This is a genomic window from Pontibacter sp. GD13 (assembly GCF_058216355.1).
Window position 1 is genome coordinate 204,117 of record NZ_JBYZMQ010000004.1, and the last position, 20,693, is coordinate 224,809.

General features: G+C 51.0%; 16 protein-coding genes. 15 read left to right on the forward strand and 1 reads right to left on the reverse strand.

From position 1 onward, the window contains the following. The first annotated feature begins 15 nt into the window (after positions 1-15). From porQ to AC4BAN_RS08490, 3 genes are all read left to right on the forward strand, one after another. Positions 16-1,059 (forward strand): type IX secretion system protein PorQ, encoded by a 1,044-nt coding sequence (gene porQ / locus AC4BAN_RS08480; protein WP_490563961.1) that lies wholly within the window; start codon positions 16-18, stop codon positions 1,057-1,059. A 59-nt stretch (positions 1,060-1,118) separates the two neighbouring features. After that, positions 1,119-2,513, forward strand: coding sequence for an ATP-dependent protease ATPase subunit HslU (hslU, locus tag AC4BAN_RS08485; RefSeq protein ID WP_490563962.1), 1,395 nt, complete (start codon positions 1,119-1,121; stop codon positions 2,511-2,513). 369 nt (positions 2,514-2,882) lie between these two features. Then, positions 2,883-3,620 carry a spondin domain-containing protein gene (locus AC4BAN_RS08490; RefSeq protein ID WP_490563963.1) on the forward strand — a complete coding sequence of 246 codons (738 nt, stop codon included), beginning with the start codon at positions 2,883-2,885 and terminating at the stop codon, positions 3,618-3,620. Positions 3,621-3,697: 77 nt separating this feature from the next. On the opposite strand, the gene AC4BAN_RS08495 is transcribed toward AC4BAN_RS08490, so the two are convergent. Beyond that, the gene (locus AC4BAN_RS08495; RefSeq protein ID WP_490563964.1) at positions 3,698-4,120 is read right to left on the reverse strand and encodes a hypothetical protein; all 423 of its coding nucleotides are present in this window, start codon (positions 4,118-4,120) and stop codon (positions 3,698-3,700) included. Between the two features lie 185 nt (positions 4,121-4,305). Between AC4BAN_RS08495 and AC4BAN_RS08500 the strand changes: the two genes are divergently transcribed. The 12 genes from AC4BAN_RS08500 to AC4BAN_RS08555 all read left to right on the forward strand — a co-directional run bounded on the left by AC4BAN_RS08500 (position 4,306) and on the right by AC4BAN_RS08555 (position 20,655). After that, positions 4,306-5,034, forward strand: a complete 729-nt coding sequence (locus AC4BAN_RS08500) for an SDR family NAD(P)-dependent oxidoreductase (protein ID WP_490563965.1) — start codon at positions 4,306-4,308, stop codon at positions 5,032-5,034. A 137-nt stretch (positions 5,035-5,171) separates the two neighbouring features. Then, entirely contained in the window at positions 5,172-7,070 is a 1,899-nt protein-coding gene (gene acs / locus AC4BAN_RS08505) for an acetate--CoA ligase (protein ID WP_490563966.1), read from the forward strand. A gap of 165 nt (positions 7,071-7,235) precedes the next feature. Beyond that, a complete protein-coding gene (locus tag AC4BAN_RS08510; RefSeq protein ID WP_490563967.1) occupies positions 7,236-7,790 on the forward strand; it encodes an NUDIX domain-containing protein in 555 nt (184 codons plus the stop codon). 222 nt (positions 7,791-8,012) lie between these two features. Further along, a complete protein-coding gene (locus AC4BAN_RS08515) occupies positions 8,013-8,819 on the forward strand; it encodes a lysophospholipid acyltransferase family protein (protein WP_490563968.1) in 807 nt (268 codons plus the stop codon). Beyond that, entirely contained in the window at positions 8,761-9,048 is a 288-nt protein-coding gene (gene gatC / locus AC4BAN_RS08520; protein WP_490563969.1) for an Asp-tRNA(Asn)/Glu-tRNA(Gln) amidotransferase subunit GatC, read from the forward strand. Before AC4BAN_RS08515 ends, gatC begins: the two co-directional genes overlap by 59 nt. A gap of 15 nt (positions 9,049-9,063) precedes the next feature. Beyond that, positions 9,064-12,105: a tetratricopeptide repeat protein gene (locus AC4BAN_RS08525; RefSeq protein WP_490563970.1), complete on the forward strand. Its 3,042-nt coding sequence runs from the start codon at positions 9,064-9,066 to the stop codon at positions 12,103-12,105. Positions 12,106-12,116: 11 nt separating this feature from the next. Next, complete coding sequence (locus AC4BAN_RS08530; RefSeq protein ID WP_490563971.1) at positions 12,117-12,848, forward strand: ABC transporter ATP-binding protein; 732 nt, start codon at positions 12,117-12,119, stop codon at positions 12,846-12,848. Next, entirely contained in the window at positions 12,845-13,393 is a 549-nt protein-coding gene (locus AC4BAN_RS08535; RefSeq protein WP_490563972.1) for a cob(I)yrinic acid a,c-diamide adenosyltransferase, read from the forward strand. Before AC4BAN_RS08530 ends, AC4BAN_RS08535 begins: the two co-directional genes overlap by 4 nt. Positions 13,394-13,421: 28 nt before the next feature. Further along, positions 13,422-14,495, forward strand: a complete 1,074-nt coding sequence (locus tag AC4BAN_RS08540) for a branched-chain amino acid aminotransferase (protein ID WP_490563973.1) — start codon at positions 13,422-13,424, stop codon at positions 14,493-14,495. A gap of 91 nt (positions 14,496-14,586) precedes the next feature. Continuing rightward, a protein-coding gene (gene prfB, locus AC4BAN_RS08545; protein ID WP_490563974.1) for a peptide chain release factor 2 occupies positions 14,587-15,664 on the forward strand; the annotation gives its coding sequence in 2 pieces (ribosomal slippage) (positions 14,587-14,646 and positions 14,648-15,664; 1,077 coding nt in all). 308 nt (positions 15,665-15,972) lie between these two features. Beyond that, positions 15,973-19,242: a SusC/RagA family TonB-linked outer membrane protein gene (locus AC4BAN_RS08550; protein WP_490563975.1), complete on the forward strand. Its 3,270-nt coding sequence runs from the start codon at positions 15,973-15,975 to the stop codon at positions 19,240-19,242. Between the two features lie 21 nt (positions 19,243-19,263). Further along, positions 19,264-20,655, forward strand: a complete 1,392-nt coding sequence (locus tag AC4BAN_RS08555) for a SusD/RagB family nutrient-binding outer membrane lipoprotein (RefSeq protein WP_490563976.1) — start codon at positions 19,264-19,266, stop codon at positions 20,653-20,655. Positions 20,656-20,693: the final 38 nt, after the last annotated feature.

Genomic DNA, 20,693 nt, shown 5'->3' on the forward strand with positions numbered 1-20,693 from the left:
CAGAATTTACTACCCATGAAACTTAAAGCCCTCCTCCTTTGCATGCTTCTGAGCTTGTCGCTTACAGTGCAGGCACAGGTAGGTGGGCAGCGCGGTTTTTCTTTCCTGGAGTTACCGTCAAATGCTAAACTGGCCGCCCTGGGCGGGGTGAATGTAACCGCAGGGGGCCACGACGTGAACATGGTGCTGGCCAATCCTGCCCTGCTCAGCGAGGAGATGGTTAAGCAGCTAAGCTTGAGCTATGTGGGCTACCTGGCCGATATCGGGCAAAGTATGGTGGTGTATGGGTTCAACTCTGGAAAGTATGGCCGGTGGGCTACGGGCATCAATTACATCAACTACGACGACTTTATCCAGCGCGATGCCACAGGTTTGGAGGAGGGCAGCTTTAATGTGAACGATTATACCTTGCACGTAACGCACGCGCGCCAGGTAGATGCCTTTACAATGGGCGCTACTGCCAAGGTGGCTGTGTCGAGCATAGCAGGGAACAAGGCCGTGGGTTTGTTGGCAGATGCCGGCGTTGCCTTTCAGCATCCGGAGAAAGACTTTACGGTTGGCCTTGCCTTTAAAAACGTGGGCTACCAGGTTAAGCCTTTTGAAGGCGGAGAGCGCCAGCAAATGCCCTGGGATGCGCAGCTCGGCATCAGTTACAAGCCAGAGCACATGCCCGTGCGGCTTTCCCTTACCGGGCACCGCCTCTACCAGTTCGACATCGTTTACCTGGACCCCAATGCGCCCGGCAAGCTGGATGAGAATGGCAACGAGGTACAGGAGGAGAAAAAGCTGGCCGATAAGGTGGCACGTCATTTTGTAGCCGGAGCCGAGTTTGTTTTCAGCCAAAACTTTCAGCTGCGGGCCGGTTACAACCATTTGCGCCGCAAAGAGCTGCGCCTCGACAACGCCGGCGGAGGGGCCGGTTTCTCGGCAGGAGCCATGTTGCGCGTGCGGTCCTTTGAGCTGAATTACAGCAGCGCCTTTTTTCATCCCTCGGGTGCCACCCATTATGTTACGGTGAGTACAAACACAAGTACCTTCCTTAAAAAGAAGCGCAGTTAAAAACCCATAGGCCGCAGGGCTTGTATAGTAGCTTTGAGGCCTTTCTTAAAATTGAAACCATGTTAGATAATAAAATAGCATCTTTAACCCCGGCCCAGATAGTGGAAGAGCTGGATAAGTACATTATTGGCCAAAAAGACGCCAAACGCAATGTAGCCATTGCCCTGCGTAACCGCTGGCGCCGCATGAATGCCGACGAAAGCATTAAAAGCGATATCGTGCCCAACAACATCCTCATGATCGGGGCAACCGGGGTGGGTAAAACAGAGATAGCCCGGCGCCTGGCCAAAATAGCCGATGCCCCTTTTACCAAAGTGGAGGCATCTAAATTTACCGAAGTGGGCTATGTTGGCCGCGATGTGGAAAGCATGGTGCGCGACCTGGTGGAGCAGTCGGTGAACATGGTAAAGCAGCGCAAGAAAGAGGAAGTGAAGCAAAAGGCCGCCGAAATGGTGGAGGATATTATCCTGGATGCCCTTATCCCGCCTATTCAGGGCCGCTCTAACGCATCGATCAGTGTCACCTCCGACCCAAACGCGATGCCGGATACGGACCAGGAACTGAACGAGCGCACGCGCGAGAAATTCAGGATCAAGATCCGGAACGGCGATCTGGAGGATCGCCAGATAGAGATACGGGTACAGCAAAGCGCCATGCCGGGCATGGGCGTAATGGGTCCCGGCATGGACGAGGCCTCCATGATGAACATTCAGGAGATGATCAGTGGTATGATGCCCAAGAAAACAAAGAAGCGCAAGGTAACGATTGCCGAGGCTCGTAAGATTTTATTGGAGGAGGAAGCTTCCAAGCTGATCGATATGGATGAGGTGAAGGAGGAGGCTATTTTTAAAGCGGAAAACTCCGGCGTTATCTTTATTGATGAGATTGATAAGGTAGCCAGCTCCAGCAAGAAAGGCAGTGGCCCTGACGTAAGCCGCGAAGGTGTGCAGCGTGACCTGTTGCCAATTGTGGAGGGTTCCACGGTGAACACCAAGTATGGCATCATCAACACCGACCACATCCTGTTCATCGCTGCTGGTGCCTTTCACGTTGCCAAGCCATCCGACCTGATTCCAGAGCTGCAGGGCCGCTTCCCTATCCGGGTGGAGCTGGACAGCCTGACCAAGGATGACTTTTACCAGATATTAAGGTTTCCGAAAAACGCGCTGACCAAACAATACGAAGCCCTGCTGGCCTCGGAGGGGGTAGAACTGGCCTTCAACGACGAAGCGCTGGATGAGATCGCATCTATTGCATTTGAGGTGAACTCGGAGGTGGAGAACATAGGCGCCCGCCGCCTGCACACTGTTATGAGTCGTCTGCTTAATGATATTCTTTTTGATGTGCCGGATAAAATAGGCGCTAACGCCCACATTGTGGTCGACAGGGCTATGGTGCAAGACAGGCTGGCAGGTATGGTGAAGAACCGGGACCTGAGCCAGTATATTCTTTAGAAAAATTAAAAATTAGAAAGGAGTTGTAGTACTGAGAGAGCAGTTTTTTCATGTTAGGCCGGTGCTTTTGCTGTGGCAGGGGCACCAGCTCCTTGTTGAGTAGCTAGTTAAGCCTGGTGTGAGTTAGCAAAAAGGATTAGGATAAAATTGCACTAACTTGTTATACCCCTTTTTCCTGCTTTGCTAATTATTTAGTATTCTTTACATTAAATTGCACTGGTTCTGCCAATAATAAACAGCTTTTATAGGCTTGAGCTAAGATAGCGCCGTAAAAAGTAAAAGGTCCTCTATGAAAAGAGGGATGTTTTATATTTTTAAAAGGGATGTTTTATATTTTTAAATAAAGCTATGTTAAATTTAAATAAAGCTATGTTAAATAAGTATATGGTAGGCTTTCTTTGCCTGAGTGCAGTGGCACTAGGAAGCTGCGACGACGACGACGATGAAATAGATATAATCTCAGAGACTTTCACAGTACGAATTGAAAATGTTTCTACTCCAAACCTTCTAAACACACAACGTGCTAACGGTGCTGTGCCGCTTTCGCCTGGTGCCTACGCTGTTTATGACGGTGACGATAATAATCCGATGTTTACAGTAGGGCAGCCGGCAGATGAGGGGATAGAGCGTATTGCAGAAGACGGTTTCCCGATGCAGGAGGCGATGGAGCTGAAGAGCTTTTCTGATGTAATATCAGGCACATTCGATTCGCCGGGAGGCCCGGGCAATAGCCCTGGTATATTCCCTGGCGAAATAAGTACCTTCACTTTCGAAGCCTCGCCCGGAGACAGGTTGCAGCTGGCAACCATGTTTGTGCAGTCCAACGACTGGTTTTACGCCTTCGGTGATAATGGCTTAGATTTGTTTGATGGTTTAAATGCTGTGGACGGGGACGTGACCTCACGGATAGTGCTGTATGATGCCGGTACCGAGGAAGACACGGAACCCGGAACCGGCCCTAACCAAAAGCCGGTGCAGGATCCAATGGCAACAGATGTTGGCCCGGCAGACATGGTGAATCAGATACAAACCGCAGCATCGCGGCACCCATCCTTTACTATTCCCGCTACGTCTTCTGTCATCAGGGTTTCCATTTCGCACCAGTAGGCGTTAATTTTATACTTATCAGGCTGTCGTGTACCTTAGAGCACACGACAGCCTTTTTTATGTGTTAGTTTGGGGCATTAGCTTGCTAGCCACTTATAAGCCTCTGCCTCCTGGTCGAAAAAGCGGAGTTCGTACGTCGGGTGTGCTGTAAGCGAATGCATGTGGGCAATCAGCATTTTCTGGTATATGTCGTGTGAGATAACGCAGGCCAGCTTACTCAGGCTTGTTTTAGGCAACATATAGTCAATATAAAAAGCGCTCCACCGCTGGTCCTCCGTCGAAATGAGCCCGGCCTTGGTATTGTTAAACAAAGTGCGCTGTACCTGGTTCTTTGAAAGGTGCTGAAACCAATGCAGGATGGCATGCCTGTATTCCAGGCTGGAGGGCGCATAGTTCCAGGTAACGCGGGAGAGCTTTAAGGGCGGCTGATAAACTAACTCAAAATGTGGCTCGCAAAGCTCCTGTACCAATCCCGCCATGTCTTTATACTGCTGTGCCATAACTAAACGGTTGTACTTGCTGTACTTAACGGGTAAGTATACCTGCTAAGCAAAGTATACCATATTTACTTCTTGATAGCCTTTACAAAATAGGTAACTGAAGAGAAGCAAAACGGATTCTTTAACTTATACTAAGTTAGTAATAAATCATACTATGAATTTAAAATTTTTAGCATAAAATTTCTATGAATGTTTTTATTATTACCGGGGCAAGCAAGGGCATTGGAAAAGCCATTGCGGAAATACTCCTAAAAGACTCAGAGAACATAGTGGCGGGGGTATCGCGCACCACCTGCATCAAACACCCAAACTACCGCCACCAGCCCCTCGATTTTTCTGATATAGCAGCTGTGGAACATAACCTGCAGAAAGTTTTCTTACCCTATCCGGATGCCAAACGGCTTGTGTTGATCAATAATGCAGGGGTATTAGGCGATATCGGGTATGTGGGCGAGAGCATGCCGAATGAAAGCTTTGAGTTTGTTTTTGATGTGAACGTGGTGGTGCCGGCCATGCTGATGAATACGTTTCTGAAGGTTTACCAAGCCCATGCTGGCGAGAAGGTGATCGTTAACATTAGCTCGGGGGCGGGCAAGCATCCCATTGATGGCTGGGCCAGTTACTGCGCTTCAAAAGCTGCGCTCGATATGCTCTCGCAAACCATCCAGCAGGAGCAGCAAGCGCGAGGCACCGGTGTGAAAGTTTTTGCTCTGTCGCCGGGCATTGTCGATACCGCGATGCAGGCCAGTATCCGGGAGGCCGACGTGAACCGCTTCAGTAATGTGGCGAGGTTCCAGGATTATAAAGCCAAGGGAGAGTTGGCCACACCCGATGCGGTAGGCGAAAAGATCGTGCAGTTTCTGGAAAACACAGACCAGTACCCGGACGTGTTGGTGTCGGTTCGGGATATGTAAGCGCCGCCTGCTGGCTCTGGGCAGCCTTAATGCTTGCGTTTTAAGAATTAAAGCCCTATACTTCCTTTATGGTTTGCATTTTGTTGCCGCACAAATCAGTGTAAAATTTTTTCGATTCCTTAACCACACACCTCCCCATGAACAACTACCAGATCAAAACCTATGAAGAATACCAGAACGCTTACCAGCAAAGCGTGGAGAAACCCGAGGAGTTCTGGGCAACGATAGCGGATACCTTTACCTGGCGGAAGAAGTGGGACAAAACCCTGACGTGGAATTTTGAGGAGCCGAGCATCAAGTGGTTTGAGGGCGGGAAACTGAACATAACGGAAAACTGCCTGGACCGGCACCTGAAAACGCGCGGCAATAAACTGGCCCTGATCTGGGAGCCCAACGACCCTGGCGAACGTTTTATACGGTATACCTACCGCGAGCTGCACGAGAAAGTATGCCAGTTTGCCAACGTGCTCAAAAACAACGGGGCGACAAAAGGCGACCGCATTTGCATTTACATGCCCATGATACCGGAGCTGGCCTTTGCTGTGCTAGCCTGTGCCCGGATTGGTGCCGTGCATTCGGTGGTGTTCGCCGGCTTTTCGGCTGTAGCGATGGCCGACAGGATAAACGACGCACAGTGCAGCATGGTGATTACCGCTGATGGACTGAACCGGGGCACCAAGCAGATTCCGGTAAAGCGCGTGGTAGATGAAGCACTGGAGAAATGCACCTCCGTGAAAAAAGTAATTGTGGTAGAGCGCCTGGGCTGGGCCGTGAACATGCAGGAAGGCCGGGATGTGTGGTACCACGACGAGGTAAAAGGCGTTAGCAAAGAATGCCCCCCCGAGGAGATGGACGCAGAGGATATGCTTTTCATACTCTATACTTCCGGCTCCACGGGCAAGCCAAAAGGCGTGGTGCATACCTGTGGCGGCTACATGGTGTACGCACAGTACAGCTTCTGCAACGTGTTCCAGTACCAGGAGAGCGACGTGTACTGGTGCACCGCCGACATTGGCTGGATAACCGGCCATACCTATTTGCTCTACGGTCCGCTGCTCTCTGGCGCCACCTCCCTTATGTTCGAGGGCGTGCCCACCTACCCTGACAACGGCCGCTTCTGGCAAGTGTGCGATAAGTTTGGCGTGAGCATCTTCTACACGGCGCCTACAGCCATACGCGCCCTGATGGGGGGCGACATCGACGATGTGCTGTCTTATAGCCTCGACTCGATACGAGTGTTGGGCTCAGTAGGCGAGCCTATTAACGAGGAGGCCTGGCACTGGTACCACACCCATGTGGGCAAAGAGCGTTGCCCGGTAGTGGATACCTGGTGGCAAACCGAGACAGGCGGCATCATGATCTCTACACTGGCCGACGTAACCCCCATGAAACCCGCGCACGCCGGCTTGCCGCTTCCCGGGGTTCAGCCCCTGTTGGTGGACAGCGATGGGAAGGAGATAGTGGAAAATGGTGTTGAGGGGCACCTATGTATCAGGTTCCCGTGGCCGGGCATGATCCGGACTACCTACGGCGACCATGAGCGCATGCGCCTGAGTTACTTCTCTACATACAATGGTTTATACTTTACCGGCGATGGCGCCAAGCGCGACGAGAACGGCCTGTACCGGATTATTGGTCGCGTAGATGACGTGATCAACGTGTCGGGGCATCGCTTCGGCACCGCCGAGATAGAGGAGGCCATCAACCACAACGCCCACGTAATTGAGTCGGCGGTGGTCGGCTACCCGCACGATGTGAAAGGGCAGGGCATTTACGCGTTTGTGATCTGCAAAGGGAAAGCGGAGAACAGCGAGAGAGTCCGTGCCGAGATCATAGAAACCGTCGTGGAAAAGATCGGTAAAATTGCCAAACCGGACAAGATCCAGCTCGTGGGTGGCTTGCCCAAAACCCGCTCCGGCAAGATTATGCGGCGTATCCTGCGCAAGATTGCCGAAGGCGACACCGCTAACTTAGGCGATACCTCCACGCTGCTGGACCCTACGGTGGTGGATGACATCCAGGCCGGGGCACTTTGATCAAACCATACTTTGTACTTGACCGGAAAATCCTACAGCCGCTGAGGTTGCAGGATTTTTTTGTGAAGGAGGTATAGGGTTACTATTTTTTGCCTCGGGTTCGATAGCTGGATTTCTGCAGGCAGCGCTAAATGTGTTATCTTTGTCATCCAGTTAATTTAATCCATGATCGACGAAACGCACAACCCCTGGACCACCCTTTCCAGCAAACACATCTACCAGAACCCCTGGATAACGCTGCGCGAAGACCAGGTGCTGAACCCCGGCGGCGGCGAGGGCATTTACGGGGTGGTGAGCATGAAGAACAAGGCCATCGGCATTATTCCCATCGACGCCGAGGGCTACACGTATTTGGTGGGGCAGTACCGCTACCCCCTCAACGAGTACAGCTGGGAGATACCCATGGGCGGCGGATTGCTCGAAAACGACATCCTGGAGTCAGCGAAGCGCGAACTGCAGGAGGAGACAGGCTTTACGGCTGCCAAATGGACCAATATATGCCGCTTGCATACTTCCAATTCCGTAACCGACGAAGAAGGATTTGTTTTTCTGGCGCAGGAACTAACCGCCGGCGAAACTGCTTTTGAAGAGACAGAGGAGTTGCTTCTGAAACGCGTGCCTTTCGCCGAAGCAGTGCGCATGGCCCTGCACAATGAGATCACCGATGCCATTAGCGTGGCAGGCATCCTGAAAGCGCACCTGTTGCTGGAAAGAAATTAAAAGCGGGACAGCAAATATATTTCTCCTCCGGCCTCAGCAAAACAGCAACTCCAATGCAGGTGCACACCAGCTCTTGTCAGGTGCGCTAAGTGCCAGATTTGGCAGAGCCGGAAACTGGAGTGGCTATACCAGTAAACGCATTTTATCGTTGTTATTTTAAACTTGCCTGTTGTAAGCCAACGCGCCCTTGTACAGTGCGGGATAATTCTTACTTTTGAACACATGAAAGCCATTAAATATTTATCACAGCGAATCTATACTACCTGGTGCGTTACCTGGTTTATAGCGCCATTTGTGGTAACATATCCCCTGCAGGCTTTCCTGATCCGGAAAGAGAAGTGGTATCGCTATGTGCATGGGATAAACAGGCTCTGGTCCACGGTTTTCCTGCGCATGTTCCTGACCCCGCTTATTGTGGAGTGGCGCATGCAATTTAACCCAAAGCAGCTGTATATTTTTACCCCAAACCACAGTTCCTACCTCGATATTCCGATGATGCTGCATGCCATTCCCGGATTTCTTAACTTTGTAGGCAAAAGCTCGTTGGCCAAAGTGCCACTCTGGGGAAAGGTGTATAGCAAACTATATATTTCCGTAGATCGCAGGAATGCGGTCAGCAGTGCCAAAAGCTATCTAAAGTCAGTTAAAACGCTGGAGCAGGGCCGCAACCTGGTTATTTTTCCGGAAGGCACTATTCCGCCAACGGCAGGCAAAGAAATGTTGCCGTTTAAGGATGGCCCCTTTAAACTGGCCATTGAAAAGCAGTTGCCGGTGGTGCCTGTTACCATGCCCTTTAACCAACACTTTCTGCCGGATCTGGACGGGAAGCTGAAAGTGCGCTGGCACCCGCTCAAAATTGTGGTGCACGAGCCAATAGAGACAACAGGAATGACACTGGAAGACCTTCCCCTGCTTAAAGAGCGGGTTTTTCAGGTGATGCAAGCGGAACTAAAGAAACATAACCAAACATATGTCAACCGATATTCAGACTATCAGAAAATTAGCGCACTTAGCAAGGCTGGAGTTTAACGAGGAGCAGGAGCAGGAAGTGTTGCAGGACCTCAACAAGATCCTGAACTGGGTAGATCAGTTGCGCGAACTCGATACAGAAAACATCGCACCCCTCACGCACATGTCGGAGGAGGTGAACGTGTTTCGGGAGGATGTTGTGAGGAACACCGTGACACACGATCAGGCATTGGCAAACGCCCCTAAAAAAGACTCCGATTATTTCCGGGTTCCCAAGGTGCTGGAATAGTCGGCTGACTTACTTATGAGCAAACTGAGATTCTGGAAAGACTGGGATACTGACATCAGGTATCCCTATCTTTTTTTACTCCTGCTGTGTGCGTTGGCGCTTGTGCTGGGCGTGTTCCATTATTTTACCGGAGAAAGCTATGCATTTGGCTGGGATAAGATAACCGACCTGCAAGTAGTGCCGGTGCCGGTACACGAGGTGACACGCTTGCTCGAGCCTTTCACCTTCATGGCAGACGGGTACCTGATTTTCGAGCAGTACGATGTCGCCCTGCCTGCCATTAACCTGGTGGCCTCCACGCTGGTGCTCGGCATACTGGCCGTCTGCCTTGTTTTCTACACCGCAGCCATCAGTACCATGAAGCAGCTCCCATATTATGGGGGCATGCTCCTTCTCATGCTCTTCCTGGCTACCTTCAATTTCGATCTGCTGGCTGTTTTCGGAAGTGGCGCCAGCCAAACCACCTTGCTGGTCAGCATCGCTTTCCTGGCGATTAGTAGTTACGCTTTTCAGGCATTCTGGCCCAAAACCCCCTTTGCCTTGCGCCTTGTCGCAATTGCAGGCGTGGTGGCGGTGTTGGGCCTGCTCATCTACAGCGAAGCCGAGTTTTCGGCAGCACTCATCACCCTTCATTTGGTTAACTACAGCAGCATAGGCGCACTGGTGGCTGCGGTCCTGTTTATCGGCTGGGTGTCGTATGAGAACGTGAACGCCCTGCTTTGGATAAACACGCAGGCCAAAACGCCGGAACGGCGCTTTGGTTTGTGGCAGTTTGTACTGATCAGTATGCTCTACCTGCTCAACCTGTTGTTGCTCTACCTGCGCCACATCGGTTACCTGAAAGCCGACCTTTTTTACATCAATGGGTACGTGATTTTCTTTTTGTCCGTAGTGGCGGGCTTCTGGGGCATGCGCCAACGTGAGGCCTACTACCGGCGCATCTTTCTTTTCCGGCCTGCGGGCGCGGTGCTATACCTGGTGTTTGCCACCATCACCTTTCTAAGCATAGGCTACGCCTTTGCTACAGCCAACGATTCGCTTACGGTGCTCTTTCATGATGTGATCGTGTATACGCACCTGGTGTTCGGCTTCGGGTTCTTCCTGTATATCCTGTTTAACTATAGCACGCTGCTCAGCCGGCGTATGCCCGTGTACAGGGTGGTGTATGAGCCAAAGCGCTTATCCCTTTTCTCGTTTTTCCTGTTGAGCCTGATGGCGTGCGCCATATTGGTGATGCGCAGCCAATACCGGGTTTATTTCTATGCCCAAAGTGGCTACTACAATTATCTCGGCGACCTTTACACGGCATCGGGCAACGATATACTGGCCCGTCGGTTTTACCAGGAGAGTGATTTGTATGATGTAAACAATGTGAAAGCGAATTACAGCCTGGCAGCCTCGTACCGCAAACAGGACCAGCGCAACAACGAGATACTGCACCTGAAGGAGGCCCTCGAAAAAAGACCGAACCCAAAGCTCTACGTCCGGCTGGCGAACCTCTACGATGGCAAGCAGTATTTTTTTGAGAAGCTTTACGTGCTGCAGCAAGGGGTGGAGAAGTTTCCGGAGAGTGCCGAGATGTACAACAACCTGGCCCTGATGTATGCCCAGACCAATGTGCAGGACAGCACCGCGTATTATTTTGACCTGGCCCAGAAGCACACTGCTGATACGGACTTTGTCAGGAGTAACCGGCTGGCCTACTATACCCGGCAAGCCATGCTGGAGCCGGCCAAGGACCTGCTGGACGAGAGCCGGAAAAGCCAGTACAAGTCGCTGCGGAGCAACTCGGCCGCACTGCGCCAGCTGCTTGGCCTCGACCCGGGACCAAAAGACGCTTTTATGCCCGACTCGCTGGAGGCGATAGAAGACCTGGCTCTTTTCTATAACCAAACCATCAGCAGGTTGAGCGAGGGAGATACCGCACGACTGGCTCCCATCAACAGTTACCTTGCGGTGCGCGGCAACCAGGTTTTTTTCGAGGACCTCCTGTTTCTCAAGAGCATGGTGCATCATTACAACGGCCGTGTGAAGACCGGGCGCGACTTGTTGGAGAACCTGGCGATACAGGCCGAATCGCGGAGCGGCTATTACTATAATGCGTTAGGGGAGTGGATGCTGGAGGAAGAGAACTACCAGGCCGCCGCAGCTTATTTTGAGCTGGCCAAAAAGAGGGGCTATAATCCGGCTTTCCTGGCCAAAGGGTTTGCCCTGGCGCTGGCAAACCAACCCCAGCAGGCGATAGAGGCGCTGCAGGAGGTAGGCTTTACTGAGAATGAGGCTGCAATTGCCGTGGCACAGGACCTGATAGCGGTGCTGCAGCAGGAAGTACAGACCGTGATTGCCGACGCCCCGGATAAAGATAAGGTGCAGTACCTGCTCGTTAACCAACCCCGGCTAACGCAGGAGGAGGTCAGTGCCCTGGTGGATGCCGTGCAAGGGAAGGATCTGAAACGGCACGCCCTCTTGGCCCGCGTGGATTACCTGATGGATAAGAAGCGCTATAAGGCAGCCTACGACGCCATGCAGGACGCCTCGCCCCAGTTTCAGGCGGAGGGGGAGCTGCGGTCTGCTTTAAATTTGCAGCAGCTGAAGCTATGGCTCTATACAGAGAACTATAACGGCCTGCTCAATAAAATGGACCAGCTTTACCTGACAGACCGGGACAAGCGCCAGCGCCTGTACTTTAAAGCCCGTGTTGCCGAGGAAAAAGGGCGGGTAGAAGAAGCGGCCACCAGGTACGAGCAAGCACTGGCCATGCTGCTCTACGACGAAGAAGTGGTATTGGCCGCCGCCAGGTTCTTTGATGCTTACAAGCCTGAAAAAGAGAAGGCCTATACCATTTTGTTAAGCGGCATCACCTATAATCCTTACGCCTCGGAGCTTTATAAAGCCTATGCGCTGGAAAGCCTGGACCAGGGCTTGTTCACGTATGCAGAGCAGGCGCAACAGACCTTGCAAAGTTTGCTTCCTGCCGCGGAATATAGTACATTTATAAAGAAATTAGACAAGAAACGCCAGGAAGTAGAAGCGCGCGCTGACAACTGGCAACTTTGAAAACCAGCCTTATGAGCGTTATCATTGAAACTCACGACATCTCGAAGATTTACCGCATGGGTGCCGAAACGATCCATGCCCTGAAATCAGTTTCCATCAAGATCAGCAAAGGTGAATACGTTGCCTTTATGGGGCCGTCGGGTTCGGGTAAATCTACGCTGATGAATATCATCGGCTGTCTGGATACGCCCACGGGCGGGCAGTACGTCCTGAACGGGAACGATGTGAGCAACATGACGGATAACGAGCTGGCCGAAGTGCGTAACAAGGAGATCGGGTTCGTGTTTCAGACCTTCAACCTGTTGCCCCGGCAGTCATCGTTAGACAACGTAGCGCTGCCCTTGATTTACGCCGGCTATAACAAGAGCGCCAGGCAGGAGAAAGCCCAGAGCGTGCTGGAAAGCGTGGGCCTGGGTAACCGAAGCAAGCACAAGCCTAACGAATTGTCTGGCGGCCAGCGCCAGCGTGTGGCCATTGCCAGAGCCCTGGTGAACGACCCGAGTATCATACTTGCGGATGAGCCTACGGGTAACCTCGATACCAAAACATCTTATGAGATCATGGAGCTTTTCGAGAACCTGCATGCCAAGGGCAACACGATCATTATGGTTACACACGAAGAGGACATTGCCCGTTATGCCCACCGTATCGTGCGCCTGCGCGATGGGCTTATAGAATCTGACGTGATGAATGAGGATATCATTACCGCTTCCAGACTACAGTCCGAGCATTCAGGTTCATGAAAATATATACCAAAACAGGTGACAAAGGAAGCACCTCCCTCATAGGCGGCACCCGTGTGGCAAAATCAGACCTTCGCATTGAGGCCTACGGAACGGTAGACGAGTTAAACTCTTACATCGGCCTGGTGCGGGATCAGGAAGTGAACACAAGCCGGCTGGATACCCTGAAGGAGATACAGGACAGGTTGTTTACCATTGGCGCCCTGCTGGCGACCGATCCGGAAAAATCAAAAATGAAAACCCCTGACCTGCAGGAGGGGGATATACTTTTGCTGGAGGCTGAGATTGATGCCATGACAGCTGCCGTGCCGCCACTGCGCGCATTCGTGCTGCCGGGCGGCCACCAGTCGGTCTCTTTCTGCCATGTGGCCCGTTGCGTTTGCCGCCGAGCCGAGCGCCTGGCCATCCGGTTGCAGCAGGAGGCGGAGGTGGAAGAGCTGGTTATAAAATATTTGAACCGGCTTTCTGACTATCTGTTTGCACTTTGCCGTAAAATGACGCAGGAGCTGGGCGCCGAAGAAGTGGTCTGGAAGCCGCGCATCTAACTTTACACTACAAACCAATTAAGCTAAAATGGCAGTGGATACGTTAACCATACCAGTAAAATGCGTAACCGAATCACGCATTTCGGAGCTGGACTTCAATAACATAGAATTCGGCAAGATTTTCTCTGACCATATGCTGGTGGCAGATTATAAAGACGGCGCGTGGCAGCAACCGCAGCTGAAGCCCTATGGCAACATGTCACTTAGTCCGGCAACCTCGGCCATACATTACGGTCAATCTATTTTTGAGGGGATGAAGGCCTACAAAGATGCCAACGGCGACATACTGTTGTTTCGTCCGCTGGATAATTTCAGGCGCCTCAACACGTCGGCGGAGCGCATGTGCATGCCCGATGTGCCCGAGGAGCTATTTATGCAGGGCCTAGAGCAGCTGGTGCGCCTGGATGCTGCCTGGGTGCCACCAACTGAAGGCTGCGCACTGTATATACGTCCGTTCATGTTCGCAACCGATGATTTCATTGGTGTCCGCCCGTCGGGGAGCTACAGGTTTACGATCTTTACCTGCCCGGTGGGCGCCTACTACGGCATGCCGCTGAAGGTGGCTGTGGAGCCGCATTACGTGCGCTCTGCCGAAGGGGGTGCCGGTTATGCCAAAGCTGCCGGCAACTACGGCGCGGCCCTGTTGCCGGCCCGCAAAATGCAGGAGAAAGGCTACCACCAGTTGATCTGGACCGACGCCAAGGAGCATAAGTACATAGAGGAGTCCGGCACGATGAACCTGATGTTTGTGATAGACGGCAAACTGATAACCCCGCCAGCCAGCACCACCATTCTGAAGGGCATTACCCGCGACAGCGTGTTAACCCTGGCGCGCGACCTGGGCTATGTCACAGAAGAGCGCAGGATTTCTGTAGATGAGTTGCTGGAGGCTTACCAGGCAGGAAAACTGCAGGAAGCCTTTGGTACGGGCACAGCCGCTACCATCGCTCAGATCGCCACGATCCATTACAATGGCACAGACATGGAGCTGCCTGCCATCGAAGATCGGGAGATATCGAACAGGGTTGCCAAAGCGCTGGAGATGATAAAAACCGGCCAGGCGGCGGACATACACAACTGGGTGCACCGCATCAGTCTTTAAAGTAAGGGAGTAAGAGAAATGCTGAAGTATAAGCTGGTGTTTATACTTCAGCATTTTATTGTTTAATCGTAAGTATAAACCAAACACGCGAATGACAACAGAGCAATTAAAAGAGTTGAAGGCCAGAGTAGAGGCCCTGAGGAGGTATCTTTGACTACGATGCCAGGAAAGAGCAGATAGCGGAAACAGAGCAACAAACTACTGCGTCGAATTTTTGGGACGATCCCAAAGCAGCTGAGGTTATCCTGAAAGAGATCAAGTCCGTGAAAGTATGGACCGATCATTACGAGGAGGTAGAGAAGGCTGTATCTGATTTTGAGGTGTTGTTCGACTTTCACAAAGAGGGCGACGTGTCGGAGGAGGATATACAGCAGGAGTATAAAAAGGCCGTAGAGGCCGTGGAAGGGCTGGAGTTTAAGCGCATGCTCAGCGGCGAGGAAGACCAGCTGAGCGCCATTCTGGAGATAAACCCGGGCGCGGGCGGCACCGAAAGCCAGGACTGGGCCGAAATGCTGATGCGCATGTACATCATGTGGGCAGAGTCGCACCGGTTTAGTGTCAAGCAACTTAACTACAATGCCGGCGAAGGGGCGGGTATCAAATCGGCCACGCTCGAGATCACCGGCGACTTCGCCTACGGCTATCTCAAGTCGGAGATTGGGGTGCACCGCCTGGTGCGGATCTCCCCCTTCGACTCAGGGGGCAGGCGCCATACTTCCTTTGCCTCCGTGTTTGCCTACCCGGTGGTGGATGACACGATCCATATTGACATCAACCCCAGCGACATCGACTGGGATACCTACCGGGCAGGCGGTGCCGGTGGTCAGAACGTGAATAAGGTAGAGACGGCAGTGCGCCTGAAGCACAAGCCCTCCGGGATCATAATTGAGTGCCAGATAGAGCGTTCGCAGCTTATGAACAAGGAGCATGCCCTGCGCATGCTGAAGTCGCGCCTTTACCAGATTGAGATGGAGAAGCGCAACGAAGAGCGGGACCGGATCGAAAGCACCAAAAAGCGCATCGATTTCGGCTCTCAGATCCGGAATTATGTGCTGCACCCTTACAAACTGGTGAAGGATATCCGTACAGGGGTAGAACGCTCTGATGTGCAGAATGTGCTGGACGGTGACCTGGATGTATATATCAAGGCGTTTTTGATGCAGGCTTAATTTTTTTCATACTAAAAAGCAGGGGGCCTGCCACGCAAGTGGCAGGCCTTATTTGTGTACCGCCTGAGGGGTTTTTCAGTGAACCGATAATTGTTTTAAACCTATACTAAATACAAAAAAAAATTCTAAAGTTATTAATATACAGGGTTTTATAAGCCGTTGACGCATAGTGACGTACAGTTGTAACAGTACATGTGGATTGACAAAGCAAAAAAAAATGGTTACATTTGGTTTATACAGTGCTTTTAACCGTATAAAGCATTTGTATAAATCCACTGTTCTATTTAATTCACTTTATCACTAACAGAATGAAAAAAGTTTTACTCTTAAGCTTTGTTTTGCTCTTTGCTGTGCTGCAAAATGCCATGGCACAGACGAGGACAATCAAAGGTAAGGTAACGGATCTGGCCACAGGTCAGGCGTTACCCGGTGTTTCCGTTTTAGGTAAAGGTACCTCTACCGGAACAGCCACAGATGCTTCCGGTAATTATGTACTGGAGCTGCCTATTAATGTAAGCACTATTATATTCCGGTACATTGGTTATGAAACTCTGGAAGCGCCTATCAGCGACAGAACGATGATCGATGCGCAACTAGGCGTAGATACCAAGCAGCTGGATGAAGTTGTGGTTACTGCTTTGGGTTTTAAGGAAAGCAAGGATAAGCAAGGTGCGGCCACAAGCCAGGTGACCGGTGCCAGAATCGCGCAATCCGGAGAAACCAGTGCTGTAACCGGTTTGTCAGGAAAAGCCTCAGGCGTGCAGATCACCAGGTCATCCGGTGACCCAGGCGCAGGTGCCTATATCCAGATACGTGGACAGAGTACCATTACCAGCTCAGTGCAGCCACTCATTATTGTGGATGGTGTGCCTGTAAGCAACAGTAACCTCGGTTCAGGTGTTGGTGGTGTGGTGCAGCAGTCTCGTCTGAACGACATCAACCCGAACGACATTGCCTCGGTACAGATTCTGAAAGGTGCCTCAGCGGCAGCTTTGTGGGGCTCTCGTGCTGCAAACGGTGTAATGGTGATCACGACTAAAAGCGGATCATCTGAGAAAGGCAAGATCAACATAAGCTACGGGTTAACTTACTCACTTGACCAGATCAGCTACACCCACGACCTGCAAAACACTTACGGACAGGGATTCAATGGAAACTACAGCCCGACAAGTGCGTTTTCGTATGGTGATATCATTGCCAACAGAGCCGGAGGCGAAGATGTGGTGAATACCACGGGTCAGAAGTTTGTGGCACAGGATGGTACGGTTTATTACCCGATCGTTACCAAAAACAGCCGTGAGACATTTAACGACTCTAACTTCGATGCGGTGTTCCAGAACGGACACTTTTTGGAGAACAACCTGAGCTTTAGCGGTGGCGACCAGGACGGAAACTTCTTTCTGAGTTTCTCTAACCTGGATCAGGAAGGTATCATTCGCAACAACAGTGACTATACCAGAACAACAGGGCGCCTGAACGCTGAGAAAAGACTGGCCAGCACAGTAAAAGCAAGTGCAAACATTACCTACTCTAAGGTTAGCTCTAACCGTATTCAGCAGGGTTCCAATACGTCAGGTTTATACCTTGGTTTCCTGCGTAACGCCCCTGACTTTGATATCAGAGATTACAAGGGTACCTACTTTAATGCAGCCGGCGATGCCTTTTTGGGCAGACAGCGCTCTTACAGAAGATACCTGGGTAACACAGCCAGCCCTATTTATAACAACCCACTCTGGACGATAAACGAGCAGCGTAACACTTCAGATGTGGACCGCTTCCTGGGTTCGTTTGAGTTAAACTACGAGCCAACTACCTGGCTTAACTTTATAGCCCGTGGTGGCGTGGATACATACGTTGACAAACGCTTGACCTTTTTCCCGGTAAACTCTTCCGAGAACAATGGTAACGGTTCCGGTACAGAAGAGACCATTACAGAAAGCCAGCTAAACTCGGATTTCATCGCACGTGCCAACCGTCAGTTCAACGACCGTTTCACAGGATCATTCCTGGTAGGCTTTAACCTGAACCAGCGCACGTTCAACAACGTTGGAGCTACTTATCGTAACTTTATCCTGAACCAGCGCATCAGTGATTTCGCTAACGCGACCAACTCCGATACCGAGCCATTTGATTCAGAGTCCACTATCCGCACCTCGGCAGGATATGCTACCGCCACGTTAGGTTTTGATGACATGGTGTATGTAAATGCCTCAGGAAGGTTAGAGAATGCTTCTACTTTTGGTAGAGAGGCGCAAAGCGTGTTCTTCTATCCTTCTGCTGATGTTGCCTTCCAGTTCTCTAAGCTGAGCCCTTTCTCGGGCAGCAGTGTGTTGAGCTTTGGTAAACTGCGCGCAGGTTACGGTGAAGTGGGTGTACAGCCAGGTCCGTACCTGACAACTGACGATTACGTGCCTGCCTTTTTTGTAGAGAGCTGGGGACCTGGTTTAGATGCAAGCGCCTATACAGGAGCTTTTGTTAGAAGTGCTGTACAAGGCAATGCCGGCTTAAAGCCTGAGCGTAAGAAAGAACTGGAGTTCGGTACTGACCTTCGTTTCTTTGACAATCGTTTGTCACTTAACGCCACTTACTACACAAACGAGACTACGGACGCGATATTCCAATTGCCTGTTCCGGCCTCTTCTGGCTTCACTTTCAGAACAGACAATGCTGCTACCTTGGAGAACAAGGGTATAGAAATTGAATTGGATGGCCAGGTACTTAGAACTGACGACCTGACCTGGAGTATTGGTGGTAACTGGACCAGAAACAGAAACAAAGTAACTGACCTGCGTGGCGTTGAGTCGCTGTTCCTGGCTGGTTTTACAGGTGTATCTTCCAGAGCTGTGGAAGGCCAGCCTGTAGGCGTACTATGGGGTGGTAGATTCGAGCGCAACGAGGATGGCAGCCTGGCACTGGATAGCTTCGGCTTCCCGCAGGCAGCTGCTACCGAAGGCGTGATCGGAGACCCGAACCCAGATTGGAGAGGTGGCTTGAATACCAAGCTGGCTTACAAAGGGTTTAGCCTGTTCACCTTGTTCGAATTCTCTCAGGGTGGTGATATTTGGGCAGGTACAGAAGGCGTGTTGCGCTATTTTGGTAAATCTGCTTATACCGACGTGCAAACTACTTTGTCTGCGCAGGAAGCTGCTAATACTTTCTTATACAGTGGTAATACCGTGGCTGATACGTATGCACCGAATGCAGATGGTTCTTACACGTTCCGTGGAAGAATTGAGAACTTTGGCGGAAACGACGTAGCCCTGGACCAGAGCTACTGGACATCACTTGGTGGCGGTTTCGGCCCAGTAGGAGAGCAGTTTATACAGGATGCAAGCTGGTCCCGAATCAGAGAGTTAACGTTAACGTACACGTTGGCTAGCGAAGGGTTCAGAAAAGCAACTAAACTACAGAATGTGCAGTTCTCGTTAACAGGCCGTAACCTGGTTATCTGGTCTAAAGAGTTCGACGGTGTTGACCCTGAAACCAACCTGACAGGTACTGGAAATGGCCGTGGCCTTGAGTATTTCAACAACCCAGGCACGCGCTCTTATCTGGCTTCGATCAGATTCAATTTCTAATCCATTAAATACACGATTTATATGAAAAGTATATTCAAATATATAACCATCTTCTCACTGGCTGTGTCTGTAATGGGATGCGAAAGTTTTATTGATGGCTTTGAAGAGGACCCGAATAACCCGAGTGGAGAATCAGTTGACGTGAACAACATGATTCAGGGGGTAATGTTGGGCAACGCCCTTTTGCAAGAAGGTGAAATGGCACGTCTGGCAGGTTTATGGACCGATCAGTTTTCTGGAGTTGACCGTCAGTATATTAACCTGGATCAGTACCTGGTTACAGCCGGTGACTTTGATAGCCCTTGGGAAACGATTTACTACGCTACCATAACGCAGGCACGAATAGCTCAGGAAAAAGCGGAGAATGAACTGAATCCGAAGGTAAAGGGCGTTGCCCAGGTGCTGGAAGCACATGCGGCCGGTACTGCTACCGCATTGTTCGGTGACATTCCTTTCTCTGAGGTAACTTTGGTTGAGAACCCGAAGTTCGACCCTCAGTTAGAGGTGTACGCGAGCCTGCAAGTCCTTTTAGATGATGCGATTGCGAATCTGAAGCTTAACAGAGGTATCCTGCGTGCAGAAAAAGATATCTACTTTGGCGGCAATGCATCCAAGTGGATTAATGTAGCCTATACCCTGAAAGCGCGCTATTACCTGCAGGTAGGCAAATACGCCGAAGCAGAGGCTGCTGCTCGATTAGGTATCCCTTCTCCTGCTGGTAATTTGGTTACACCGCACATGGATGCTTACTATAACGTAAACGTTTATTATTCTTTTGGTAACCTTGAGCGCCCAGGTTATATGACGGCAGAAAACGCTTTCGCGCCGCGCATACTTGATCCGGCTCAGAAGGGTGCATTTGCTAAAAATCGTAACAATGCGAAGACGGATGAAACAGGTCGTTTTAACTATTATTACAATGGTGGCCTGGGTACGTACGACCTGAACTATGATGACGGTGCTTTTGCATTTGATCAGGGTTTCCCGTTGGTAACTTATGCCGAAACACAGCTAATATTAGCTGAGGCGTTGGCCAGACAGGGAAACACACAAGCTGCAATTGATGCATTGAATGCCCGCAGAGCGGTGCTGAACGACATGTTCGGAGCCGGCAGCTACCTGCCTTACCTGCTAACCGACTTCGCAGTATTGGGCATCGAGAACCCAATGGGTATATCAGTACAGGATGCCCTGCTTAACGAAATAATTGAGGAGCGTTACGTAACGTTTATCGGTAACATCGAAGCTTTTAACGATGCCCGTAGAACGAACAACCGTTTAGGGATCCCTGTAAAAGGAACGGCAAGTGAATTGCCGCAGCGTTTTCTTTACCCACAAAGTGAAGTGAACGCCAATCCGAATACTCCAAGCCCAATACCTGGTTTGTTCGAGGAAACACCTGTTAACAAATAAGCATACCTGCTGTGTGAGGACTTTACCCTCCAGAGCAC